We start from the raw sequence: 22,292 nt of genomic DNA, 5'->3' as shown, positions 1-22,292 counted from the left end.
CCCCGTTGCCGCCTTCGACCAGGCGGCAACGGGGCGGGCGCACAAAAGTGTTGTGCGTGCATGGAGATCAGGTGCCGCGAACGTGGGTATCTGTCTCATTTTCGGCAGGATTCTTCGCGGCACTGAATCGTAAGCCGAATACCAGCGGCACGGCCATCGCGTTGACGATCAAGGCCACCAGCCAGATGGCTCCGGGCCAGTGCTCCCGAACGAGGAAATAGACGCTCGAAAACACCAGCGGCCCGACGATGGACGCCAGGCTCATCGCGGATGCCAGCACGCCCTGGAACTGGCCTTGCCGGCTTTCGTCAACGAGGCGGCTTGCAAGCGACTGCAAGGCGGGTGTGCCCAGACCAGCAAGCGCGACAACCGGCATGATGGCGAACACCACCCAGCCTTGCGTGGTGCAGGCCATGACCACCAGTGCGACACAGGCGCCGGCGATGCCGGCCAGCATTGCGCCACGCTCTCCCAACATCTGTACCGCGCGGCCCGGTAGGAACGCTTGCGCCAGCGTCTGAAACACGCCGAAGGTGCCCAGTGAAAGGCCGATCCATCGGCCGTTCCACTGGAACACGTCATGGCCCCACAAGGCCCAGCAGGTGCCGTACACCTCGCCGGTCGCGCTCAGGAGGAAGAAGACGGTGACGACCGGCATCAGCGGTTTCATCGAGAGCGCCCAGCGCAAGGGGCGCAGCGGATTGAGCGCGGCCAGATCGATCTTCTCGCGGCTGGGCGTGCGGGATTGCGGCAACAGGAACAGCGCCAGCAACAGGTTGCCCGCATTGAGTACCGCAGCAGCGATGAACGGCAATCGCAGCCCGTAATCGCCGAGAGCGCCGCCGAGCACCGGGCCGAGGATGAAGCCAATGCCGAACATGGAGTTGAAAATGCCAAAGCGTTTTGCGCGCAACGCCTCGGGCGAGATGTCGGTGATGTAGGCCGTTGCGACCGAGATGTTGGCGCTCGTAAGCCCCGCGATGGCACGGCCGACGATCAGCAGCCCCAGCGATGGCGCGAACGCCATCAATACATAGTTGACGGCCGCGCCGCCCAGAGAGATCAGCAGCACGGGCCGGCGGCCCAGCCGGTCGCTCAAGGCGCCGAGGACAGGCGCGAAGAAAAACTGCATCGCGGCGTACAGCGCGGTGAGGATGCCGACGTAGGAGGCAACATTCGCGGCATGGGTCACGTCCTCGATCAGGCGCGGCAGGATCGGAAAGATCAAGCCAATTCCAACCGCATCGAGCGCGATGGCGGCGAAGATGACAACGAGAGCCTTGTTCATTGCGACATCGCTTGCACGGGCTGGCGATCACGGAAGACGCCGCCCGTGGGGCCATCGGCGCCCAGCGTTGCGGCCCAGACAATGCCCTTGGCGGCTTCGGCCGGAGGCAGATCGTTGGCGTCATCGCCGCGTTCGGGATGGGTGGCGACCGATCCCGGATCGACGGCATTGACGAGGATCGACGTATCGGCGAGGGCCGTGGCCAAGATCGCCGTCAGTGCGTTGACGGTGTATTTGGCAAAAGAATGGGCAGGTGAAAAGAAGGGGCCGGGTTCAGGCGTTTCTACTTGGCGTGTCGCCACGCTGGTGACATTGACGATCCGTGCCGCCGGTGCCCGCCGCAGCAGAGGAAGCAGGGTCTGGGTCAGGCACCAGCAACCGAACACGTCCACCTCGAACGCGGATTGCAGTTCATCGAAATCGACCTCCAGCACCGAGCGCGTATTGAAGTCGGGCATGGTGCTGGCGTTGTTCACCAGTACGTCCAGATGACCGATCGTTCGAGTGAGGTGGCTGGCCGCTTCGTGGATGCTGGATCGGTCGGCCAGATCGAGACGCAGTGCGGTCGCAGCATGGCCTGCTTCGCGCAATTGCGCGGCAAGCTGTTCTGCCTGGCTCTGCTTCCTTGCCGTCAGGATGACGTGATGGTTCAGTTCGGCAAGCTGCCTGGCAACCGCGAAGCCGAGGCCCAGCGAACGGCTGACGCCTGTGATCAGCGCCGTACGGGATACTGGGGGAAGGGTTTGCATGGAACGCTCCTTGGTCGGTGTTCGACCGGAGCGGTTCCATCGAAGTGAGGAGCCACACGGACGAACAGAAGATGCCCAAACGGCATCGGGTGTTCGTCGTGGGGTCCCTTGCGATGGCAGGAGACAGAGCTTTCGTTTTCCGAAAGGACTTGGGCTTACCAAACCAAGTCTGCCTTTTCCGACGGCGTCATTTTAGCAGTGGCTCTGTTTCACCTCAATTTGCCCGACGACCGCCGAGCTGACGGAAATGGCGGCGCGCGGCGCAGCAATCGGTGCATATTGACCCGGGCAATGTTTCGACAGTACCCCGCCGCAATGGGCAGCGCGCGGGCGGCTACGCCGTGGCCTGCTGCGGCAGGTTGTGCCAAAGCGTGCCGTCCTCGACGCTGGCGGTTCGCCTGTCCGTCACGAAGGACGGTTCACCGATGCGCCGTTCGGCCTTGCTTATGGAGCTTCCACACCACGCCTCACGCATGAGGCCGCCTGCTGCGGCGGGGGCATTCCCGTCTTTGTCGTTGGTGTTGGCCTTGCCCGCGTCAGGGTACAAGCCGGTGCAGCCGTTATGCACGGATGCCGAGGTCGGCCATATCTCCTTTCGGAAGCGGACGGCCACTGCGTCCTTGGCTTGTCGTGAATCCTGGCGAGGGCACGGCTGCGCCTTGGGCTTGATGGCTGCAACCTTCCAGCGAAAACAATTTCCCCGCCGCTACGCGGCTTCCTCGCGGAACAAATTGTTTTCGCTTCCAGGTGCTCCACGCTGTTGCGCCCGCTGAGCGATGCAGCCCGCCCATCCCCCGTCGGCCGGTTCACAACAAGGACGCACTGGCGCGACCTTGGTTCACCGAAAGGAGAAACATCATGGCTAACATCGGCACCTTCACCGCAGAGAAAGACGGCTTCACCGGCACGCTCCGCACCCTGACGCTCAACGTCAAGGTCAAGCTGGTTCCCAACGACAAGGGCGACAGCGAGCACGCCCCCGACTTCCGCGTGCAGGCGGCGGGTCACGACATCGGCGCGGCGTGGAAGAAAATCAGCAAGGCCGAACGGCCCTACGTGTCCGTGACCTTGGACGATCCTTCGTTCCCGGCAACGGTCTACGCCCGCCTGATCGAGAACGAGGACGGCACGCACGACCTGATCTGGTCGCGCAGCAAGCCGCAGGCGGCGGACTAACCGCCGCCCACCGCACCCCGCCCCATGCGGCGGGGTGCGGTGCTGCTAACGCAGCACGTCACGCACACGCCTATGGCGCGTCGCGCTCCTTCAAGACAGCCTCAAGTTCCTGGCGCACCTGCGCCAGAAGCTGATCGGCCTTGCGCGTGCTGTCGCCGGCGTAGGCCAGCGTCAGCAACGTCAACGGATGCACTTCCATGACCTCGCACAGCTCGGTCAGCTTGTGCATGGTCGGGCTTTTCTGGTCGCGCTCCAGCGAACTCAAATAGGTACGGCTGGACACGTCGGAGAACGCTTCCTGGCTCAAGCCGCGCGCTTTCCTGACTGTCCGTATCGCCGTCGCCAATGAGTTCTTCGCCGCCACCAATGGTTTTCCCTGAAAAACCAAGATGACAGCCGATTGCGCCCTATAGGGCTACAATCTATAGTGTTCATTTGGTGGTGTTGATTTCCGCATTAGTGCTTTTACGGAAATCAGCATCAGCGGATTCCGACAGAATCAGGGAACCGTATCCGTGCTTTTCCTGACATCCACGATTCCTCTTCTGCATTTCCGTGCTTGTACGGATTCGATAGCTTGTGCCTTCGTACATTCACACGAAAGCACGCATCCGCTTCGTCAGTTCCGTGCTTCGCAAGAAAAGCGCATCCTTGCACTGTCGGATTCGTGGGATTCCCGCCCATGACCCAGCAGCTCGTCACCGCAGAACAGCGCGCGCAGTTGCTCGCCGCCGGCGCGGCGCGTGCTGCGGGGGAGAACATTGACCCACTGCCTGCGGTGCGTCTGTTTACGCCGGACGCGCACGCGATCTGGCTACTGGCCGCGCTTGATCCGGCCGATGGCGATACCGCGTGGGGATTGATCGACCTCGGCATCGGGATGCCGTCGCTGGGAACGGTCAAACTGTCCGACCTGGCCAGCATCGTCGGGCCGCAGCAGCGGCCCGTCCTGCGTGATCTGTATTTCCACGCCGCACGGCCACTATCAGAGTACGTCAGGCTGGCGCAGCGTGACGGCTCCATTCCTGACTAAGCGGAGTGCATTGTGTCTTTCCCGGTCTTGTTCAAGACGGCTGCGGTCTAAATCAGCGTTCTTGCACCAGTCAAGTGCAACTATGACCGAAAAAGACATGGTGCATGGCGCGGTTTGCGGCAGGGTGTCCGACGCTGCACGCCATTTTTGCGCGGCGCAGCCGTCGCACCCGGACGACCCCTGCAAGGTTTCGGAGCCAATCGGTCTTGACACCCCTCGTTACCGCTTGAATTTATGTGTTCCTGATGGCGTTTTGATGTTGCTGATGCCGTAGCTCCCGTGTTCAACGCCCGCCGCGACGTTCCTGTTGAACAGGAGGTCGCGTCATGGCTGATCGAAGCGTCGAAGCCTGGTATCCCACTGCCGCGTATCTGTATGTGCTGCACTTGGATGGCCCCGCGCTGGCCTGGGAATATCTGCGCCGCCATCCTGATTATCGACGCGACTGGCTGCTCCGTCGCCGCCAGCAGGAAGCGGCGCACGCCTGGGGACTGCGCCTGCTGGAAGACCCGGCACTGGACGCGCGCGATGCGCATCCAGACTGGTTCCCAGATTCTGATGGCGTGCTCCAGCTCTACCCGGATGCCGACCCGCCACCGGGAGCTGACGCCTTCGAGTTCTGGCGTATCCCAGGCCGCAAACACCTGATCCATGACGGCAAGCGCCTGGTGTTGACGGCGCGCTGGCCCGGTTGCTGCGTGCGACTCGCACTGGCGCCCGGCCTGGCCGATGGCATGGCCTATCTCTATGCCGTCCGCGCGTGCTCGGCGCCCTGCGCGAGCTACCGCACGATCACGGCCGAGCTGGACATGTTGGCGACGGTGGACGCGACCGTGCCTGTGGCAGCGGTCCGTTCGCGGCCTACGCCCGCCGCGTTGCTGGAACTGCACACCTTGCAGGCGCTCGACGCGACCCTTGCGGGTGCGTCCTTGCGCGAAACCGCTGTCGGGTTGTTCGGCGCCGAGGCCGTGGCTGCTGGCTGGTACACCGATGGCGGCTTGCGCTCGCGTGTTCGCCGCCTGGTGCAGCGCGGTCGGGCGCTGATGCGCGGTGGCTACCGCCGCCTGGCACAGCTCGATTGACCTGTGCAGGGCCGTTTTGCCTGCGCTGCAAAACGACCCTCTGCGCAACGCATCGCTTTCCCAAGACTGCCTCCATCCGGTCACGTTGTGTGGCCGGGCGTTCCTGACCGATGGAGGTTCATCCGATGCGTCCCGCTCCCTTGCGGCCTGCTGCCGCTGCTGTCGCTACGACCCCGCAACCCCAACGCTACCTCACCAACGACGAAGCCGCCGAGTATTTGCGGCTATCACCGCGCACGCTCGAAAAGCAGCGCGTGATCGGCAACGGGCCGAAGTTTCGCAAGTTTGGCCGCCGCGTCATGTACGCGGTAGCCGACCTTGATGCCTGGGCCGACCAGCGCAGCTACGAAACCACGTCCGAACCCGAATACGCCGAGCACCACTCGGCCGACAGTCGTGCGCGCTGACAGGTGGCTCGCCGGTGGCCATCACCATGCCCACCAGCCCATCGGAGGAGCGGAAACAGCTCGACCTGTTTCGCGCGCTACCGGGCGATGGCATGGTGCCGCGCGACAGCCAGGACTTGATGGCCTTTCCGTTTTTCTCGCTGGCAAAGTCGCGGCGCACGGCGCCGATCGACTTCAAGAGCGGGAACGTCACTATCCGGGTGGAAGGGATGCAGGAGCACGGCATCGCCACGATCTGGGATGCAGACGTGCTGATATGGGCGGCCTCGCAGATCGTGGAAGCGCGCGACGCGGGCCTGCGCCCGTCGCGGCTGATGCAGGCCACGCCCTACGAGATCCTGCGCTTCATCGGACGCGGGGTGTCGCTGCGCGACTACCAGCGCCTCAAGGCCGCGCTCGACCGGCTGCAATCGACCACCGTAGCAACGTCCATCCGCGAGACGACCGGGCGGCGCCTGCATCGCTTCTCGTGGATCAACGAATGGAAGGAGCTGGCCGACGCCCGCGGCACGCCGCTGGGCATCGAATTGATCCTGCCAGACTGGTTCTATGCCGGCGTGCTCGACGCCGCGCTGGTGCTGACCATCGACCCGGCGTATTTCCGGCTGACTGGCGGCATCGAGCGGTGGCTGTACCGGCTCGTGCGCAAGCACGGCGGCAAACAAGCCGGTGGCTGGCAGTTCGACTTCCGGCACCTGCACAAGAAATCGGGCAGCACGGCGAAGCCTTACGACTTCGCCTGCGATCTGCGCGCGCTGGTCGCGCGGCAGTCGTTGCCCGGCTACGTGCTCGGCATCGAGCGAATGCCGGACAGCAATGCCGAACTGCTGACCTTCCGGCCCGTGCCGTTCACGGCACGGGGATAACTCGGGGAAAACTGGTGGACGGCCTCGTGCTATCAGGCGTGTCCCTATCGTGCTATCAGGCGTGCGAAATCGCTGCAAAGCCAATAACGGCGCGGGTTTGCGCTCCCACTAACTTCTCTAACTTAAAAGCTCTAACTGGTAGTAAGAGCACGCCGTTTCGGTGGACAACCGCCGAACGGCACCACGCGCAGCCGCGAAAGCTAGGCTTTCCCGCACGGAGGGCCGCGCCATGATCGTTGCGCTGCTCAACCAGAAAGGCGGTGTCGGCAAGACCACGCTCGCCACCCACATCGCCGGCGAGCTGGCGATGCGCGGCACGCACGTCATCCTGCTCGATGCCGACCCGCAAGGCTCGGCGCTGGACTGGACGCAGCGACGCGCCCAGCAGGGCTTGCCACGGCTGTTCAGCGCCGTGGGCCTAGCCCACGAGACGCTGCACCAGGAAGCACCGGAGCTGGCCCGTCGCGCCGATCACGTCGTCATCGACGGCCCGCCGCGCATCGCCGCCCTGGCGCGCTCCGCGCTGCTGGCGGCCGAGCGCGTGCTGATTCCGGTGCAGCCCAGCCCCTACGACTTGTGGGCGTCTGCGGAGATGGTGGCACTGATCCGCGAAGCGCAGGTGTTCCGGCCTGCGCTGCGCGCGGCCTTCGTCGTCAATCGGCGCGTCAGCACTACCGTCATCGGCCGCGAAGCGCGCGGCGCACTGGCCGACCAGCCGCTGCCGGCGCTGCGTGCGGAAGTGCATCAGCGCATCGTGTTCGCCGACAGCGTGGCCGCTGGCCGACTTGCACGCGAGACGGTGCCCGATAGCGCCGCCGCGCGAGAGATCGCGGCGCTCACCGACGAGCTGCTGCGGTGGCCGACATGAGCCAGCGCAACGGCAAGCGCGTCGGCATCGGCGCGCGTCCGCCGGCGAACCCTCACGCCGAGGCGTGGGTTCGGCAAGGCGACGCCGACGGCATCCAGAAAGGCGACCTCTACACCGCGCGCCTGACCCTCGACATCACGCCCGCGATGCGGGCGCGCATCAAGGTGTCGGCCTTCACGCAGGGCGTGACCGTGGCCGAATTGCTGCGCGCACTGCTGGAACGCGAGTTCCCGGAGAAGACCCCATGAACGCATCCGCTCTTGCGGCTACTGCTACGCCGTCGACCCGCGTATCGCTTGTCTACATTGAGCAACGCATCGACCTGTATCTACGCTTCGGCGAGCCGAACCGCACCGTCCGGCTTGACCGCTGGCGTCGCGTCGCGGTGTTCCTTCCGGGCGCGTTGTTCTGTCGCATCCGCTGGCACGCCAACGACTACGGCACGATCCGCTGGCAGATCATGGTGATGCAGGCTTGCACACCGCTGGACGCGGCGCAGCGCATCCCTGGCGTGCTGCCGGGTGCGCGCCTGCTGCTGCACGCCGAAGGTGAACCCGCCGTGCGCGCCATGCTCGCGCAGCTCGACGCCATCGAGGCGCAGGGCATCACGCCCGCCGACGTGTCGCCGGCGTACTGGCGCACGCTCGGCAACCGGCTCGCTGCACGCTTGCCGTTGCCCGCGTACACCGCCGAGCGGCACGCCGCCTGGCTGGCCGGGAGGGCGCTGCCATGACGACCGCTTCCACACCTGTTGCCCCGTCACGTCCTCACTCGCGCGGGCGCGCTCGCGTCGTCGTGGCGACAATGGCCGCCTGCGGCTTCGCTGCGCTGGCCTGGGCGTCCTTCGTGTCGCCGCTGCCGCGTCTGACCTACAACCCGTCCAATAGCGTGGCGATCGGCTGGTATCGCATCGATCCTCTCGACCACCAGGCCGGCTCGCTGCCACGTCCGTTGTCTGTGGGCAGCATCGTGCTTGTCCCGCTGCCCGTCGAGGCCGCCGCGCTCGCTGCACAGCGCGGCTACCTGCCGACGCGCGTGCCATTGCTCAAGCGCATCGGTGCCGTCGCGCCGCAGGAGGTATGCATCGCGGGCGGCATTGTCCGAATCGACGGCGTGCCTTCGGCCGCCGTGCTGCGTGCCGACCGGCTGGGCCGTCCGCTGTCGTCGTGGCCGCAGTGTCGCCGCCTCGAACCGGGCGAGCTATTCCTGTTGAGCGTGACCAATCCGGCGTCGTTTGACAGCCGGTATTTCGGCCCGGTTGCTGCGTCCACCGTGATCGGTATTGCGCATCCGGTCTGGCTGGAGACGCGCCGATGATGGCCGCCGATTCGCTGCGCTTCATCGTGCCATCCGGCGTGTTCTTCCGCTGGCCGTCGCCGTGTCGTCGCGCGTGTCGCGCGAGCGCATCCGCGCCGCACGTCGCGCAACATCCGGCGACGCTTTCCCCCGTGCAGGCATCTTGCCTTGAACGCGCCCGGCCGAGGGCCGTGGCCGCGTTCCCCGGCGCGCTGGCTGCGAGCAGCGCAGCGCCGCCGGGCCGCCGATGCCCGGAGCGACAGCGAAGGGCAAAGGCGGAAGGCAAGATAAAAGGTCACGGCACTTCGCCGCGAGGAAAGTCGGTCTGCACATGGGGTTGGCGCGGCACGCGCCATATCCGGCACCGTGCTGTCGAGATGCGCGAAGCTGCATGGCTACTGGCTTTGTTGCGTGCCACCTACGCAGCAACGCACCTCGCTGCACCAGAGCCGCAGCGCATCGAATATCGGAAAGGGAGTCAGCGGCGCGGGTCGGCGGCGTCAGAAATGGCGCGCTCGATGAAACGCGCCAGCGGTTCGGACGGTGCTGTGTCGGCCCGCAGCAGGTAGGTTGTCAGGACGGGTGACATGCCCGCCAGTGGGCGGCTGGTCACATCGGGAGAACGGCAGGCCGCGATCTGCGATGCCCCGACCAGCGCCAAGGCGTAGCCAGCCGAAACCAAGGTCAGCATCAGGTCGAGCGAGGCGACTTCTTCGGCGACCAGCGGCTCCACGTCCACGGTGCGCAGCACGCGTGCAATCTGCCGACAGTAGCCCTCGCAAACATGCGGGTCGCCCATCGCCAAGGGATAGCGTAGAACTTCTTCCAGCGGGATGTGCTTGTGGGTCAGCAGTGGATGCTTGGCTGGTACCGCCACGACCAACGGGTCATGCCACGCGGGCACCGCCAGCAAGCCGTCGTCCACGTCGTCGGACTGCGCGAATCCTGCATCGTAGAGGTCTTCGCGCAGTCCCGCGATCTGTTGCGACAGGGGTATCTCGGCCAGATGAATCCCGACTTCGGGATCGTCGTCCCGGCACTGCGCCAGAAAGGCGCTCAAACGTGGCGGCGTGATGCCGTCGGACAAGGCGATGCGCAGTTGGCCGTCGTAGCCGGCGGCAACCGTCTTGGCACCTTCGCGTGCCTGCTGCAAGGCGGTGAAGATGCGCGGCACATGTTCCTTGAAGACTTGCCCCGCACGCGATAGGCGCGTGCTGCGCGAGTTACGGATAAACAGCCGAACGCCCAGGTCTTCTTCCAGCTCCTTGATCGCCCGCGACAGCGGCGACTGCTCAATGTGCAGTCGTTCCGCTGCACGAGCGAAATGGAGTTCTTCTGCGACGGCGAGAAAGCAACGTAAGTGACGCAGTTCCATTGGCGTCGTCCTGGCGCAGCAATTCGTCTCAAATATTTCGCTCTACGGAAACCATCAGGCAATGGAGCGCAATACACCGCCGTCCACGCGCAAGGCCGCACCTGTTGTGGCCGATGCCTGTTCCGAAGCGACATAGACCACCATGTTCGCTACCTCGTCCGTAGTTGCGAAACGCTGGATCAGCGTGGTCGGGCGCATCGTTTTCAGGAAGTCCTGCTCGGCCTGCGTGGGCGTGATGGCTTGCTCCTGTGCAACCGACTTCATCCAGTTGGACAGGATTTCCGAATCGGTCGGGCCGGGCAGCACCGCGTTGACGGTAACGCCGCTGCCGGCGACGAGTTCGGCCAATCCGCGCGATACCGCGAGCAACGCGGTCTTGGTCACGCCGTAGTCGATCATTTCCTTCGGGATGTTCAGCGCCGATTCGCTGCTGATGAACACCACGCGTCCCCAGCCGCGCGCCGTCATTTGCGGAATGTAATGCCGCGACAAACGAACCCCGCTCAACACGTTGAGCTGGAACAGGTCGAGCCATTCCTCATCGGTTTGATCGAAGAAGTTGTTCGGGCGCGCGGTACCGGCATTGTTGATCAGGATGTCGGCATCCGGCACTTGCGCGATGAGTGCGGCGCAGCCTTCCGGCGTGGCGATGTCGGCAGCGACGCCGCGCAGTTCGGCCTGCGGCAGCAGCGCGCGTATGTCGCGCAGTGCCGTGTCCACGCGTTCCTGCGTACGGCCGTTGATGACGACCGACGCACCAGTGCGCGCCAGTCCCACGGCAATCGCGTGGCCAATCCCGGCGGTGGAGCCGGTCACGATGGCCTTGCGGCCCTTGAGTTCGATGTGCATGTGATTCGTCTCCAGATAGCAGATGGATGGCCGGATATCGGCGTTCGGTTACGTCGAGGAAGTGATGTCCCAGTGCGTGTTCAACCATTGACCGAACGTGTGAGTCTGGGGATAGACGTGCCGCACTTCGTCGATGTCGAAGTGAAAGCCCTTTTCCTCGAACCAGCGATACATCATCGTCAGCTCCCGCCCCATGTTCTTCTCGAACTGATCCCAGGACACCTGAACATACTTCACGTCTCGCATCGTGGCACGGCTGAATGCGTCCGCAATCTGCTGCATCGACAATTCATCGCCCGCCAGCGAAAACGTTCTGTTCTTCCATTCGTCGGGATGCTCAAACGCGAGCGAGGAAAATGCGCCGATGTCGTCTACCGCCACCATCTGCAGGGTTGCCGTCGGGTTCAACGGCTGCTGCAGTTGCCCGCTCCGGATCGATTCGCCGAATCCTCTATGCCAGTTTTCCATGAAGAAGACGGGCCGCAGGATCGTGTACTGCAAGCCGCTCGATCGCAGATGGGACTCCACTTCGATTTTGCTTTCGAAGTGAGGAAGGCCAGTCTTCTCGTCGGCCGAGCCGACCGAGCTGTAAACGACATGGACGACGCTCTGCCGCTTCGCTGCTTCGATGACCGCCGCGCCCTGCCGGACCTCGTTGGCCGAGTAAGGTTGTACGGAGAATACGCCGTACACGCCAGCCATCGCGCGCATCAGGCTGCCGGCGTCGTCGAGGCTTCCCTGCAGAACTTCCGCGCCAAGCCCAGCCAAGCGACGGGCTGCGTCGCCATGGGGATCTCGTACCAGCACACGCACACTGAATCCTTTCTTTTGCAGGTGCCGGCATACAGCGCCGCCCTGCCTGCCGGTGGCGCCCATCACCAGAATAATTTGTTCGCTGTGGTTCGACACGATAGTTGCTCCATCGATAGAGTGATTCAGACTGCCTGCTTCGCCGCTTCGGCTTCCGCCGCGAGCGCGAGACGTTCGACCCAGTCCTGGTGATAGCGATACAACGCACCCGGATGCCGGCGCCCGATCACGTCGAGGAAGAATTCACCTTGCTGGGTTTCCTCGGTCAGAAGGTGGCAGCCTGCGTCGGTCGGGGTGATGACCCAGCCGTGGTAGGCGCTCGAGCCGGTGTCGTCGCCATCCACGGTGGTCGCCCACGCGAGCCGGCGATTGGGAACGCATTCGGTCACCGTCAGCGACATCGGGTAGCCGACCGTCACCCGGTGGTAGTGCGTGCCCAACTCCAGCTCTGATTCTCCAGAGAGAATTTCCACCTGGTTTTCGGCGGGGAAATAGCGCGACCAGTGCGTGGCGTCGACCAGCAGCTTCCACACCAGTTCTGGCGGGGCCTTCACGTCGATGTCGTTGAGCGCGTAGATGGACGAGACGCTCGGGTGGTAGCGCTCGGGCCAGATGACTTTGTCGATCATGTTCGTAATCCCTGATGTATTTGGAAGGCTCAGGCGCGTGACCTTTCGCGGGCGACCGCGACGGCGGCCAGATCCTTGAGCAGCTTTTCGTGGGTGAGCCAGAAAATGTCTGGCGCCTGCTTGGCCAGTTCGAGCCAATGCGGGCCTTGCATCGTCTCTTCCGTCCACAGGTGGCAGCCGTTGGCGGTGGGCATGATGATCCAGGCGTGATAGGCCCTGGAATGCTCGGCTATCTTCGGATAGCCGCCCCAGGCGATGCGCGTCATCGGCTCGAATTCCTGCACCGAGGCGAACACATCTTGTCCGGCCAGATTGGTCTCGAAGCGCGTGCCACGGCCGAAGCGCGTGTGCCCGTCGAGCAACTGCACGTGCTGCACACCGGGATAGAAGCCCGGCCATGCGGCGGGATCGGTGAGCAGCTCCCAGATCGTCTCGACCGAAGCGGCAACTTCCAGCTCGTTGGTGAAATGGATCGGTGAGCGGCTTGGCTTCATTGCCTCGGGCCACTTGATGGCTTCGTACATGGATTTTCTCGGGATGTTTTGCGTGATGGAGTGCGGTGGATGCGCGTGTTGTTTCAGCTGGGCTTGACGAGATCCTGGAAGATCAACGGCGCCCAACTGCGGCCGCGCGCCTGCACGAGCGCACCACCTTCAGCGAGCTTGCCCAGCCAGACCGGTGCGAAGCCCAAGCGCTCGGCTAGGGTGGCGACTTGAGGCACCGCGTTGTCGTCGTCGCTGGCGAGGAACACGACACGGCGACCGCCATCGACATTCGGGTCAGCCGCCAACAAGCCGGCGGGCAGATGGTTGAAGCCCTTCACGAACTTCGCGCCGGCAAATGCCTTGGCGATGACGCTGGAAGACGGCAAGCCGCTGAGTTCTTCGACAGGTACGCCGTACGCGTTGGTCGCGTCGATGATCGTCTTGCCTTGCCAATTCGCCAGCGACTTGGCGACGGTCGCGTGCTCCCCGAACGGCACGGCGAGAAAGATGACGTCTGCCTGTAAAGCTTCCTGCAACGTCTTGGGGATAGCGGTCGAGCCGATTGCGCGTGCTCGCGATGCCAATGCTTCGGGTGCGCGCCGGCTGGCGACGGCCACTTCGATGTTGTTGCGGGCGAAGGCGTGGGCGAGGGCTTGCCCCACGGCGCCGAAACCGATGATTGCGTACGACATGGATTTCTCCTGCACGGATGTTTGCGTGGGGAGAATGGTAATTGCCATTTAATTGAACGATAATACGTATGTTTTTCATAAAACCTATTCCAAATAAGAATGGATAGATTCCAGGAATTGAACGCTTTCATCGCCGTGGTCGAGACTGGCGGCTTTTCCGCGGCGGCACGCAAGACCGGCGATTCGCAATCGGCGATCAGCAAGGCCGTGAACGCGCTGGAGAAGCGCCTTGGCGTGGCGCTGCTCCATCGCAGCACGCGCAAGGTGACGCTGACCGACCAAGGGCAGAAATACTACGAACGAACCAAGCCGCTGCTCGACGAAATCCAGGTGGCCGATGGCGAATTGACGAGCAGCGTGCAGGACGTGTCCGGCCTGGTCCGGATTGCCGCACCTTCAACATTCGGGCGCTTGCACGTGTTGCCGCTGATTCCCGAATTGCTGTCGCTGCATCCCGGCTTGCGCATCGATCTGGTGTTATCCGATGCGTTGCGCGACATGGCGGAAGACCGGATCGATCTGGCAATTCGCGTCAGCCAAGTCAATGATCCGGATTCCGTGGTACGTCGCGTGGCGGGCACGGCACTCGTGTGTGCTGGTTCCCGCAGTTACTTCGAGCAACATGGCATCCCGAAGACGCCCGCCGATCTGGCCGACCACAACTGCTTGATTTACGGCGAGATGGCAGAGTGGCCGTTCACCGGGGAAGACGGTCGTTTCAGCGTACCGGTACGCGGCACGCTCTCCTCCAATAGTGCTGAAACGATCTTGGCTGGTGTGATGGCGGGTATAGGCATTGGCCTGTTCCATCGCGCTTCGCTGGTTGGTGAGTTCCAACATTCGGATGTAATCACCGTGCTCGATGAATTCATGAACGAACCACGCGATGTCAGCCTTGTTTGGCCAAAACGTCGGTTCGTGCCAACCCGCGTGCGCCGCACGACGGATTTTCTTGCATCGGCTCTCTCGAAACGAATCTAGTCAGCGGGCGCCTCACGCGCAATCAGTGCCGGCACGATTCGCTGCTTGGCGTCGCTCGATATAGGTATCGTCCTGCTGCCCGCCTGTTTTCGCTGCGTATTACTGTCGCAATGCGTCTATGTGACCCTTGGCACGATGAAGCGTTAGGAGTCGATAGTGTCCCGATGCGGGCAATTCCATTGCGCTTCATGGTCTTTCTCGCTGCCAAGCCGACTCAACGAAGGCTTGACAGCGGACATTTTTCATTGCAGGGGATCGAGGATTCAGGAAAGGAGCGACGGCCAAGGCGGTGCCGCCGAAGCAGCCTTGATGATGCACAATTGCTTAACGACGAAAGCGCGGCCCACGGGCCGCGCTTTCGTTTCTGGCGGTTGGGATGGCAAGTCGAAGTTATGATGGCGGTGCGACCTTACCTGCTGATGTGTCCTTGGGCTTACCGCCGCTAGGCGCCTACATGGCACCTAGCTCGATAAGCAGCAAAAGTGTGCAGCGGTCGAAATCCGGCTTAACCTGTTGCCCCACAAGACCTTTCAGACCGCCGTTCGATTGCAACACGCACTTGACAGCGGACATTTTTTGTTGGCTCAGGTCCGCACGCAACCGCGTCACGCGCCAGGAACGCTGCGCCTCGATTCTGCGACCCGAAGTCCGGTGACCGGTTACCGACCGGTTACTACCGATCCCGCGTGACCCCACCAGGCGCTCGCACGCCGCTCAGGCACGCCGCGCCGCACGCCACGCGACCCAGAGCTTGCGGATCGGGGTCAACGCGATGCGCTGATGCAGCACGTGATACCCGTCGCGCTCGATTTCATCGAGCAGCGCGAGCGCCAGCGCCGCGAGCGCGCGCAGCGTGCGCTGCGTGCGGCGCTCGGCGCCGGGCAGCGCGGCAAGCGCGGTATCGATCGCGTCGCGCGCGCGCGTGGTCTGAAAGCGCATCAGGTCCGTGAACGCGTCGCTATAGCGGCGGTTGATCAGGTCCGCGGCCGTCACGTTGAAACGCTGCATCTCATCAATCGGAATATAAATGCGGCCATGACGCGCATCGTTGCCCAACTCGACGACGAACTGCGCGAGCATCAATGCCTGCCCGAGCGGCGCCGCCCAGTTTGCCGCCGCCTGCGGATCTTTCGCGGTCGCGCGCGCGACGACTGACGCAAACGTGCCGCCGACGCTATCGACATAGCGGCGCAGATTCGGGTAATCGAGGTAGCGGGCCTGATCGAGATCCATCTCGAAGCCGGCAAGCAGCGTCTGCAACGCGGGGTACTCGGTATGGACATTCGGCCAGTGCGCGGCCAGCGCCTTTGACACCGGATGCGACGGCTCGCCGGCCGCAAGCGCCGCGGCTTCCTTGTGCCACCACGCAAGCTTCGTGCGGCCGACAGTCGGATCGCTGGTTTCCTTTACCGTTTCTTCGAATTCACGACGCAACGCGAACAGCGCAGTGAGCAGCGGCTGCCGCGCGACCGGTGCTTGCCTGAGCGCGTAGTAGATGCTCGACCCGGGCGGCGCTGCTTTCTGCTGGCAATAGTCGTCGAAATTCACGGGATAGGCGGTATTGGGGTATGGGGTAACGTGGCGCACCGTACCGAAGCGTACCGACCCGTACTGAACCGGACGCAAGACATCGGTTGGGACAGTGCGGTTGAGACAGTTCGGTTGAGACAGCGCATGCGCCTCGGCGCCGCGTCGCTTCTTTCGGCGAGTCGAAAATTGTAGCATTGCAGTCGATGGTCGGCTGCAGACAAGCGCATGTGGTTCGGGTAGAATCTCGCGCTCACGCTTTCGACCATGCCGTGTCGGTACAAGATGTCGCGGAACCCCAGCGATAACAACGCGTAAAAAGCAGCAAAAAGCGACACGTAGCGACACGTAGCAATACGCAGCGACACGTAGCAATACGCAGCAATACGCACCGGCGTCTGTCGAGACGACAGAACATCGGGCGCTATGCGCCCGGCGGCGAGGATGGCGAAATTGGTAGACGCACCAGGTTTAGGTCCTGACGCCCGCAAGGGTGTGCGGGTTCGAGTCCCGCTCCTCGCACCAGAAAGCGCATGAAAACCGATGGGCTTCGCCCATCGGCCCGGGGGCCCCTGTAGTTGTCCCGCTGGTTGCCCCGCTAGTTGTCCCGTGGTTGTCCCGCTAGGTGTCCGTCAGTTACCCGCTTGCTATGCGCGCAGCAAGGGCAGCGGCTCGAAGCGCCGCTCGAGCACCGCGGCCGCATCGCATCGCCACCATGACCGGAGCACGGTCGCATACAGACACCTGAAATCGACCGCCATAGGCAAATTGCCATTGCCGTCGAGTCGCGACAGCGACGGCGGCGCGCCATACAGACCGCCGCGCACCCGGCCGCCGATGACGAAGTGCGGCGCGCTGCTGCCGTGCCCGGTACCACCGCTCTCGTTTTCACGAGGCCGGCGGCCGAACTCCGAATAGCTCACGACAAGCGTGTCGTCCCAAAGGCCGCGTTCGAGCCGTGCCGCATGCAACGCATCGATGCCTTGCGCGAACTGCGCGAGCAGCGCTGCATGCCGTTCACGCTGATTGAAGTGTGTATCGAAGCCGTTCAGCGTGATCCGGATGACCGCGTAGTCGAGCATGCGTGGCGCGCCTAGCACCGCTCCCATCGACGCTGGCATCGACGTTGTGACGGCACACGCGCCACCGGCGAGCGGCCCGTGCTCCGCACTACCGACCACGAGACCCGCGCCGCGCATCATCCCGCCCGTATCGCTTTGCGCAAACGCGCGCGCAACCCACCCATCGCGCAGATACCGCTGCGCATCCGACGCCGTGTCCCAGATCTCGGTTGCGCGAAAGTGCGACAGATTGAATTGCGGATAGCCGAGCCCTTGCACGATCGCGAGTTGACCGCTTTGCCAGAGCGGCATCAACGGATCGAGCGCGGGATGGAGCGCCGCGCGCTCGCTGATCGGCAGCACCGCATCGCGACTCACCGCGACACGTGGACGCAGCCGGTAGTAAAGCGGGTCGGCATAAGGCACGACGGTATTGAGCCCGTCGTTGCCGCCTTTGAGTTCGATGAGAACAAGCAGTTTGCGCTCGCGTGCCGCGGACGCCACAACACTGTTCGCCAGCACGCTGGAGCCGCCCGCGGCAACGTTTCCAGCACCGGCCAGCGTAGCGCCGGACGACCGATGAGGTAGCGAAAACGCTGCGGCAGCAGCGGCCGCAGTCGACAGAAACTCGCGTCGCTTCATGCCGTGTCTCGCTCCGTTATCGATAAGGCAGGGCTCGCCAACGGGCAAACAGACCACCGCGGATACACGAGCCTTGCTTAAGAAATACGCTTAACGCTTATACAACTCACGTACCGCGTCTTCGATATGCTGCCGCAATAGCCGCCGTTCTTCCGGCGTCATATGCCCGTCGCGGCGGCGTTGATCGAGATCCGGCGGCACAGCCGTGCGCACGATCGGATCGGAAGCCGGTGTTTCTTCGGGCTGTTTGCGCTGGGAGCGGGACGCCCGTGAACGGGGATGCGTATCGGGACGATCGGAACGATCAGAACGTGAAGCGGGATGAGGAGGAGCGGCGCGGTCGGCGAGAGGCGGAGGATCGGCGAAGGCAGGCGGGCTCAACGCGGCCGCGAACGTGGTCGCTGCTGCCAGCGCGATCACGCTCAGGCGCACGTTCGGCCAAACCCCTCCCTTCATCTTGTTCCCTTCGTGACGCAGCAACCGGCTACCTCAGATGCGTATGGTGATTCCGGCAAAAACCGGGCGCGAAAGTTTTGGTCTTGTGAAGTATCTACCGAACAGGCGCAAACAGTAAAGGAGTGTAAGCGCGCCCGCTTTACGCCGTGCCACAGGCCGGGTAAATTTTGTAACTGACTGTTACTCGATAAATGCCTCAAACGCGTTCCCCTTTCTAATCGCGCTAAGATGCCGACCATGGAAACCAAAAACCCTTCGAAAATCCTCGTCGTCGACGACGACCCGCGCTTGCGCGATCTACTGCGCCGCTACCTCGGCGAGCAGGGCTTTAACGTATATGTCGCAGAAAACGCGCCGTCGATGAACAAGCTTTGGGTTCGCGAGCGCTTCGATCTGCTCGTGCTCGACCTGATGCTGCCCGGCGAGGACGGGCTCTCCATCTGCCGCCGTCTGCGCGGCAGCAACGACCGCACGCCGATCATCATGCTGACGGCGAAAGGCGAAGACGTCGACCGCATCGTCGGCCTCGAAATGGGCGCCGACGATTATCTGCCGAAACCGTTCAACCCACGCGAACTGGTTGCGCGCATTCACGCGGTGCTGCGGCGGCAGTCGCCTTCCGAGCTGCCGGGCGCGCCATCCGAAACATCCGAAGTGTTCGAGTTCGGCGAGTTCGCGCTGAATCTCGCCACGCGCACGCTGACGAAGGCCGGCCAGGAAATTCCGCTTACCACTGGCGAGTTCTCGGTATTGAAGGTGTTCGCCCGCCACCCGCGTCAGCCGCTGTCGCGCGAAAAGCTGATGGAGCTCGCACGGGGCCGCGAATACGAAGTCTTCGATCGCAGTCTCGACGTGCAGATTTCGCGTCTGCGCAAGCTGATCGAACCCGATCCCGGCAGTCCCCGCTTTATCCAGACCGTCTGGGGTCTCGGATACGTGTTCATTCCTGACGGCGCAGCCTGAATTTGCGCGCTGCGTGGAGTCTGTTCTTCGATAAGAAGGCCGCATGCGGATCGACCGGCGCCTCCTGACGCTCGCGTTCGGCGGCCTCTTCTGGCGGACGTTTCTGCTGATCGCGCTGTTGATCGCGGTCAGTCTTGCCGCATGGTTCCAGAGCTTTCGCGTGATCGAGCGCGAGCCGCGCGCGCAGCGCGTCGCGCTGCAGCTCGTCGCGATCGTGAAGCTCACGCGCACCGCCCTGCTCTATTCCGATCCCGATCTTCGCCGCGCGCTGCTGCAAGACCTCGAGAGCAACGAAGGCGTGCGCGTCTACCCGCGCGAGACCACCGACAAGTACAAGCTGCAGCCCGATGAATCGCTGAACCGCCTCATCGAGCACGACATCCGCGGGCGTCTTGGCGACGACACGATCATCGCGCAGTCGGTGAACGACATACCGGGCGTGTGGATCAGCTTCAAGATCGACGACGACGATTACTGGGTCGCGCTCGATCGCGATCAGCTCGATAACGTGACCGGTCTGCAATGGGCCGGCTGGGGCATATTCGCGCTCGCGCTGTCGCTATTCGGCGCGGCCTTTATCACGAGCCTTGTCAACCGGCCGTTCGCGCGCCTCGCGATGGCGGCGCGCAGGGTCGGTTCCGGGCAATCGCCGGAGCAGTTGCCCGAACGCGGCCTCGGCGTCGCGGCCGAAACGAATCGAAGCTTCAACCAGATGGTGCGCGATCTCGAACAGCTCGAAGCGGATCGCGCGCTGATGCTCGCCGGCATTTCTCACGACCTGCGCACGCCGCTTGCCCGCCTAAGACTCGAGACGGAAATGAGCCCGTCCGATCAGACCACCAAAGACGCGATGATCGACGACATCGAGCAGATGGATATGATCATCGGGCGCTTCCTCGACTACGCCCGCCCGGTGCAGCGCATGCCCGAGCCGGTCGATCTGTCGGTGATCGCGGGAGAACTCGCGGCGCGCATGTCGACCGAAGATGGGATCCGGCTGATCACGCGCCTCGCGCCCTCCGCCGTCATTGAAGCGGACGAAACGGATATCCGGCGCGTCGTCGGCAATCTGATCGAGAACGCGCGCAAGTATGGCCTGAGCGAAGAGGACGGCATTCCGCACGTGATGCTCGAAACGCGCGTGTCGCATTCGCGCGTCGAGTTGTCCGTCGTCGACGAAGGTCCGGGCATTCCGGAAGACCAACTCGCGCTTGTCACACGACCGTTTTACCGTGTCAATTCGGCACGCACGCAGGCAAACGGTACCGGCCTCGGCATGGCGATCGTGCAGCGACTGGTCGGCCGGTATCGCGGCGCGCTGCGGCTGCGCAACCGGACGCCGGGTCCGGGCCTCGAGGTGACAATCGAGTTTCCGCTCGCGAAGAGCGGTTGAGCTTCGCCAGAAGCGGCAGGTTTTTCGGCAGATGCAGGCGTTTCCTCTGATTAATCGGAAGTTTCTGCGTTTTCTCCGTTTCGCCCCCATATAAAAACAAGATTACCTCGGATTGAAACCGAAACAATCTGGAGGGCTGCACACTATCGGTGCCTTGAAGAAAATCTATCCAATCCGTTAGTGAAAAACTATTGACCACAAATTGCAATAGAGTTATAGTCTTGTTTGTGCAGCGCATCGTAGGGCTGCAGCGAGCCAAGGCGCTCGGCAATATCTGATCCGTTTTATCTGGGCGTTGACGCTGTTCGGCAACCCCGTTTTGAATGACCCGCTTTTGACCGGCTCTTGACCGTTTGCCACTTTCACATAGGAGTGTCTGCATGAAAACCATCGGCGATAAACTCGAAGCTTTCACCGTCACCGCTGCGAAGCCTGGCTTTAACCACCACGAAGAGAACGGCGTGTCGGCGTTCGAAGAAATCACCGAACAGTCGTTCCCGGGCAAGTGGAAAATCGTGTACTTCTATCCGAAGGACTTCACGTTCGTCTGCCCGACCGAAATCGTCGAATTCGCCAAGCTCAGCAAGGATTTCGAAGAACGTGACGCCGTTCTGCTCGGCGGCAGCACCGATAACGAATTCGTGAAGCTCGCATGGCGCCAGGCGCACAAGGACCTCGACAAGCTGAACCACTACTCGTTCGGCGACGTCAAGGGCGAGCTGGTCGACCAGCTCGGCGTGCGCGACCGCGAAGCCGGCGTCGCGCTGCGTGCCACGTTCATCGTCGATCCGGACAACACGATCCAGCACGTGTCGGTCAACAACCTGAACGTCGGTCGCAGCCCGGCGGAAATCCTGCGTATTCTGGACGGCCTGCAAACGGACGAACTGTGCCCGTGCAACCGCGCAGTCGGCGGCGCCACGCTGTAAGCCATTGCAGCTGAAAGCCCGCTAAGCTTGAAAAAGCCGGCGGGCTTTTTTATCGGCAACTCGATAGGAGATATCTATGGAATTCTTGTCCGCGATCAAAGAACTTGTTCCCGACTACGCGAAGGACATCCGCCTGAACCTCGACGGCACGATCGCGCGCTCGTCGCTCGAAGGCAATGACGCAGTCGGCGTCGCGCTTGCTGCCGCATTTGCATCGAAGAGCGCGGTGCTGGTCGCCGCGATCCGCAACGCGGGCGTGCTGTCGCCCGAAGAAACCAATGGCGCGCTGACGGCCGCCGCGCTGATGGGCATGAACAACGTCTGGTATCCGTACGTCGAGATGACGGACAACGCGGACCTGAAGGGGCAGCCGGCCGGTCTACGGATGAACGCCTATGCGTCGCATGGCGGCGTCGACAAGCGCCGCTTCGAAATGTACGCGCTGGCCGCGTCGATTATCGGCAAGTGCCACTTCTGCGTGAAGTCGCACTTCGACACGCTGCTCAAGGAAGGCATGAACTCCACGCAGCTGCGCGACGTCGGCCGGATTGCCGCCGTGGTAAATGCAGCGGCGCTGGTAATCGCGGCTGAGGGCAAGTAACGCGTCCACCAAACAGCGGAGTCCACCAAACAGCGCGGCAATCACGCGCACCCTTGCGCGCGGCGATACACGATGTCGCCGCGCTCATGCAAAAACGCCACGCATGATCTGCGTGGCGTTCTGTTTTTCGCGAC

26 protein-coding genes and 1 tRNA gene are annotated in these 22,292 nt (G+C 63.2%); 15 read left to right on the top strand and 12 right to left on the bottom strand.

Annotation, left to right across the window (positions count from 1 at the left end):
- Positions 1 to 67: 67 nt before the first annotated feature.
- Together ACYPXD_RS24205 and ACYPXD_RS24200 are read right to left on the bottom strand one after the other, a co-directional pair.
- On the bottom strand, positions 68 to 1,288 hold the full coding sequence (locus ACYPXD_RS24205) for a TCR/Tet family MFS transporter (protein ID WP_459717002.1): 1,221 nt from the start codon (positions 1,286 to 1,288) through the stop codon (positions 68 to 70).
- Complete coding sequence (locus ACYPXD_RS24200; protein WP_459717000.1) at positions 1,285 to 2,037, bottom strand: SDR family NAD(P)-dependent oxidoreductase; 753 nt, start codon at positions 2,035 to 2,037, stop codon at positions 1,285 to 1,287. Before ACYPXD_RS24200 ends, ACYPXD_RS24205 begins: the two co-directional genes overlap by 4 nt.
- A gap of 858 nt (positions 2,038 to 2,895) precedes the next feature.
- Between ACYPXD_RS24200 and ACYPXD_RS24195 the strand changes: the two genes are divergently transcribed.
- Complete coding sequence (locus ACYPXD_RS24195; RefSeq protein WP_459716997.1) at positions 2,896 to 3,213, top strand: DUF736 domain-containing protein; 318 nt, start codon at positions 2,896 to 2,898, stop codon at positions 3,211 to 3,213.
- A 70-nt stretch (positions 3,214 to 3,283) separates the two neighbouring features.
- On the opposite strand, the gene ACYPXD_RS24190 is transcribed toward ACYPXD_RS24195, so the two are convergent.
- Positions 3,284 to 3,577, bottom strand: a complete 294-nt coding sequence (locus tag ACYPXD_RS24190; RefSeq protein WP_186151757.1) for a helix-turn-helix domain-containing protein — start codon at positions 3,575 to 3,577, stop codon at positions 3,284 to 3,286.
- A gap of 318 nt (positions 3,578 to 3,895) precedes the next feature.
- Between ACYPXD_RS24190 and ACYPXD_RS24185 the strand changes: the two genes are divergently transcribed.
- From ACYPXD_RS24185 to ACYPXD_RS24150, 8 genes are all read left to right on the top strand, one after another.
- Positions 3,896 to 4,246 carry a DUF2958 domain-containing protein gene (locus ACYPXD_RS24185; RefSeq protein WP_459716992.1) on the top strand — a complete coding sequence of 117 codons (351 nt, stop codon included), beginning with the start codon at positions 3,896 to 3,898 and terminating at the stop codon, positions 4,244 to 4,246.
- Between the two features lie 326 nt (positions 4,247 to 4,572).
- Positions 4,573 to 5,328 carry a DUF2285 domain-containing protein gene (locus ACYPXD_RS24180; protein ID WP_459716989.1) on the top strand — a complete coding sequence of 252 codons (756 nt, stop codon included), beginning with the start codon at positions 4,573 to 4,575 and terminating at the stop codon, positions 5,326 to 5,328.
- Between the two features lie 125 nt (positions 5,329 to 5,453).
- Positions 5,454 to 5,735, top strand: coding sequence for a helix-turn-helix transcriptional regulator (locus ACYPXD_RS24175; protein WP_459716987.1), 282 nt, complete (start codon positions 5,454 to 5,456; stop codon positions 5,733 to 5,735).
- A gap of 26 nt (positions 5,736 to 5,761) precedes the next feature.
- On the top strand, positions 5,762 to 6,601 hold the full coding sequence (locus ACYPXD_RS24170) for a replication initiator protein A (protein WP_459717069.1): 840 nt from the start codon (positions 5,762 to 5,764) through the stop codon (positions 6,599 to 6,601).
- A 229-nt stretch (positions 6,602 to 6,830) separates the two neighbouring features.
- Positions 6,831 to 7,469: a ParA family partition ATPase gene (gene parA / locus ACYPXD_RS24165; RefSeq protein WP_459716985.1), complete on the top strand. Its 639-nt coding sequence runs from the start codon at positions 6,831 to 6,833 to the stop codon at positions 7,467 to 7,469.
- Positions 7,466 to 7,717, top strand: a complete 252-nt coding sequence (locus ACYPXD_RS24160; protein ID WP_459716982.1) for a chromosome partitioning protein ParB — start codon at positions 7,466 to 7,468, stop codon at positions 7,715 to 7,717. The genes parA and ACYPXD_RS24160 overlap by 4 nt, the downstream gene beginning before the upstream one ends.
- Complete coding sequence (locus tag ACYPXD_RS24155) at positions 7,714 to 8,202, top strand: DUF2840 domain-containing protein (RefSeq protein WP_459716980.1); 489 nt, start codon at positions 7,714 to 7,716, stop codon at positions 8,200 to 8,202. The genes ACYPXD_RS24160 and ACYPXD_RS24155 overlap by 4 nt, the downstream gene beginning before the upstream one ends.
- Positions 8,199 to 8,786, top strand: coding sequence for a S26 family signal peptidase (locus ACYPXD_RS24150; protein ID WP_459716977.1), 588 nt, complete (start codon positions 8,199 to 8,201; stop codon positions 8,784 to 8,786). Before ACYPXD_RS24155 ends, ACYPXD_RS24150 begins: the two co-directional genes overlap by 4 nt.
- Positions 8,787 to 9,243: 457 nt before the next feature.
- Here the strand turns inward: ACYPXD_RS24150 and ACYPXD_RS24145 are convergent, their stop codons facing one another.
- From ACYPXD_RS24145 to ACYPXD_RS24120, 6 genes are read right to left on the bottom strand one after another with little or no spacing between them, the layout of a single operon-like run.
- Positions 9,244 to 10,140, bottom strand: a complete 897-nt coding sequence (locus ACYPXD_RS24145) for a LysR family transcriptional regulator (protein WP_459716975.1) — start codon at positions 10,138 to 10,140, stop codon at positions 9,244 to 9,246.
- A 54-nt stretch (positions 10,141 to 10,194) separates the two neighbouring features.
- The gene (locus tag ACYPXD_RS24140; protein WP_459716972.1) at positions 10,195 to 10,989 is read right to left on the bottom strand and encodes an SDR family NAD(P)-dependent oxidoreductase; all 795 of its coding nucleotides are present in this window, start codon (positions 10,987 to 10,989) and stop codon (positions 10,195 to 10,197) included.
- A gap of 48 nt (positions 10,990 to 11,037) precedes the next feature.
- The gene (locus ACYPXD_RS24135) at positions 11,038 to 11,898 is read right to left on the bottom strand and encodes an NmrA/HSCARG family protein (RefSeq protein WP_459716970.1); all 861 of its coding nucleotides are present in this window, start codon (positions 11,896 to 11,898) and stop codon (positions 11,038 to 11,040) included.
- A gap of 26 nt (positions 11,899 to 11,924) precedes the next feature.
- Positions 11,925 to 12,428: an SRPBCC domain-containing protein gene (locus ACYPXD_RS24130; protein ID WP_459716968.1), complete on the bottom strand. Its 504-nt coding sequence runs from the start codon at positions 12,426 to 12,428 to the stop codon at positions 11,925 to 11,927.
- A gap of 29 nt (positions 12,429 to 12,457) precedes the next feature.
- A complete protein-coding gene (locus tag ACYPXD_RS24125; protein WP_459716966.1) occupies positions 12,458 to 12,952 on the bottom strand; it encodes an SRPBCC domain-containing protein in 495 nt (164 codons plus the stop codon).
- 53 nt (positions 12,953 to 13,005) lie between these two features.
- Positions 13,006 to 13,653, bottom strand: coding sequence for an NADPH-dependent F420 reductase (locus tag ACYPXD_RS24120; RefSeq protein ID WP_459716964.1), 648 nt, complete (start codon positions 13,651 to 13,653; stop codon positions 13,006 to 13,008).
- A 51-nt stretch (positions 13,654 to 13,704) separates the two neighbouring features.
- Here ACYPXD_RS24120 and ACYPXD_RS24115 point away from each other — a divergent pair, with 51 nt between their 5' ends.
- Positions 13,705 to 14,586 (top strand): LysR family transcriptional regulator, encoded by an 882-nt coding sequence (locus ACYPXD_RS24115; RefSeq protein ID WP_459716962.1) that lies wholly within the window; start codon positions 13,705 to 13,707, stop codon positions 14,584 to 14,586.
- A gap of 714 nt (positions 14,587 to 15,300) precedes the next feature.
- Here the strand turns inward: ACYPXD_RS24115 and hpnD are convergent.
- Positions 15,301 to 16,134: a presqualene diphosphate synthase HpnD gene (gene hpnD, locus ACYPXD_RS24110; protein WP_459716959.1), complete on the bottom strand. Its 834-nt coding sequence runs from the start codon at positions 16,132 to 16,134 to the stop codon at positions 15,301 to 15,303.
- Positions 16,135 to 16,551: 417 nt separating this feature from the next.
- Here hpnD and ACYPXD_RS24105 point away from each other — a divergent pair.
- Positions 16,552 to 16,638: transfer RNA gene (locus ACYPXD_RS24105), tRNA-Leu, on the top strand.
- A 122-nt stretch (positions 16,639 to 16,760) separates the two neighbouring features.
- Here ACYPXD_RS24105 and ACYPXD_RS24100 read toward each other — a convergent pair.
- On the bottom strand, positions 16,761 to 17,816 hold the full coding sequence (locus ACYPXD_RS24100) for a DUF1501 domain-containing protein (protein WP_459716957.1): 1,056 nt from the start codon (positions 17,814 to 17,816) through the stop codon (positions 16,761 to 16,763).
- Between the two features lie 90 nt (positions 17,817 to 17,906).
- The gene (locus ACYPXD_RS24095) at positions 17,907 to 18,272 is read right to left on the bottom strand and encodes a hypothetical protein (protein WP_459717066.1); all 366 of its coding nucleotides are present in this window, start codon (positions 18,270 to 18,272) and stop codon (positions 17,907 to 17,909) included.
- A gap of 228 nt (positions 18,273 to 18,500) precedes the next feature.
- Here ACYPXD_RS24095 and ompR point away from each other — a divergent pair, with 228 nt between their 5' ends.
- The 4 genes from ompR (at position 18,501) to ACYPXD_RS24075 (ending at position 22,158) form a co-directional block, all read left to right on the top strand.
- Complete coding sequence (ompR, locus tag ACYPXD_RS24090; protein ID WP_007585880.1) at positions 18,501 to 19,235, top strand: osmolarity response regulator transcription factor OmpR; 735 nt, start codon at positions 18,501 to 18,503, stop codon at positions 19,233 to 19,235.
- 43 nt (positions 19,236 to 19,278) lie between these two features.
- Positions 19,279 to 20,628, top strand: coding sequence for an ATP-binding protein (locus tag ACYPXD_RS24085; protein ID WP_459716953.1), 1,350 nt, complete (start codon positions 19,279 to 19,281; stop codon positions 20,626 to 20,628).
- Between the two features lie 380 nt (positions 20,629 to 21,008).
- Positions 21,009 to 21,557 (top strand): peroxiredoxin, encoded by a 549-nt coding sequence (locus ACYPXD_RS24080; RefSeq protein ID WP_459716951.1) that lies wholly within the window; start codon positions 21,009 to 21,011, stop codon positions 21,555 to 21,557.
- Positions 21,558 to 21,633: 76 nt separating this feature from the next.
- The gene (locus tag ACYPXD_RS24075) at positions 21,634 to 22,158 is read left to right on the top strand and encodes a carboxymuconolactone decarboxylase family protein (protein WP_459716949.1); all 525 of its coding nucleotides are present in this window, start codon (positions 21,634 to 21,636) and stop codon (positions 22,156 to 22,158) included.
- Positions 22,159 to 22,292: the final 134 nt, after the last annotated feature.

This window comes from Paraburkholderia sp. 2C (assembly GCF_054589215.1).
This window is presented reverse-complemented; position numbering and strand designations above follow the sequence as displayed.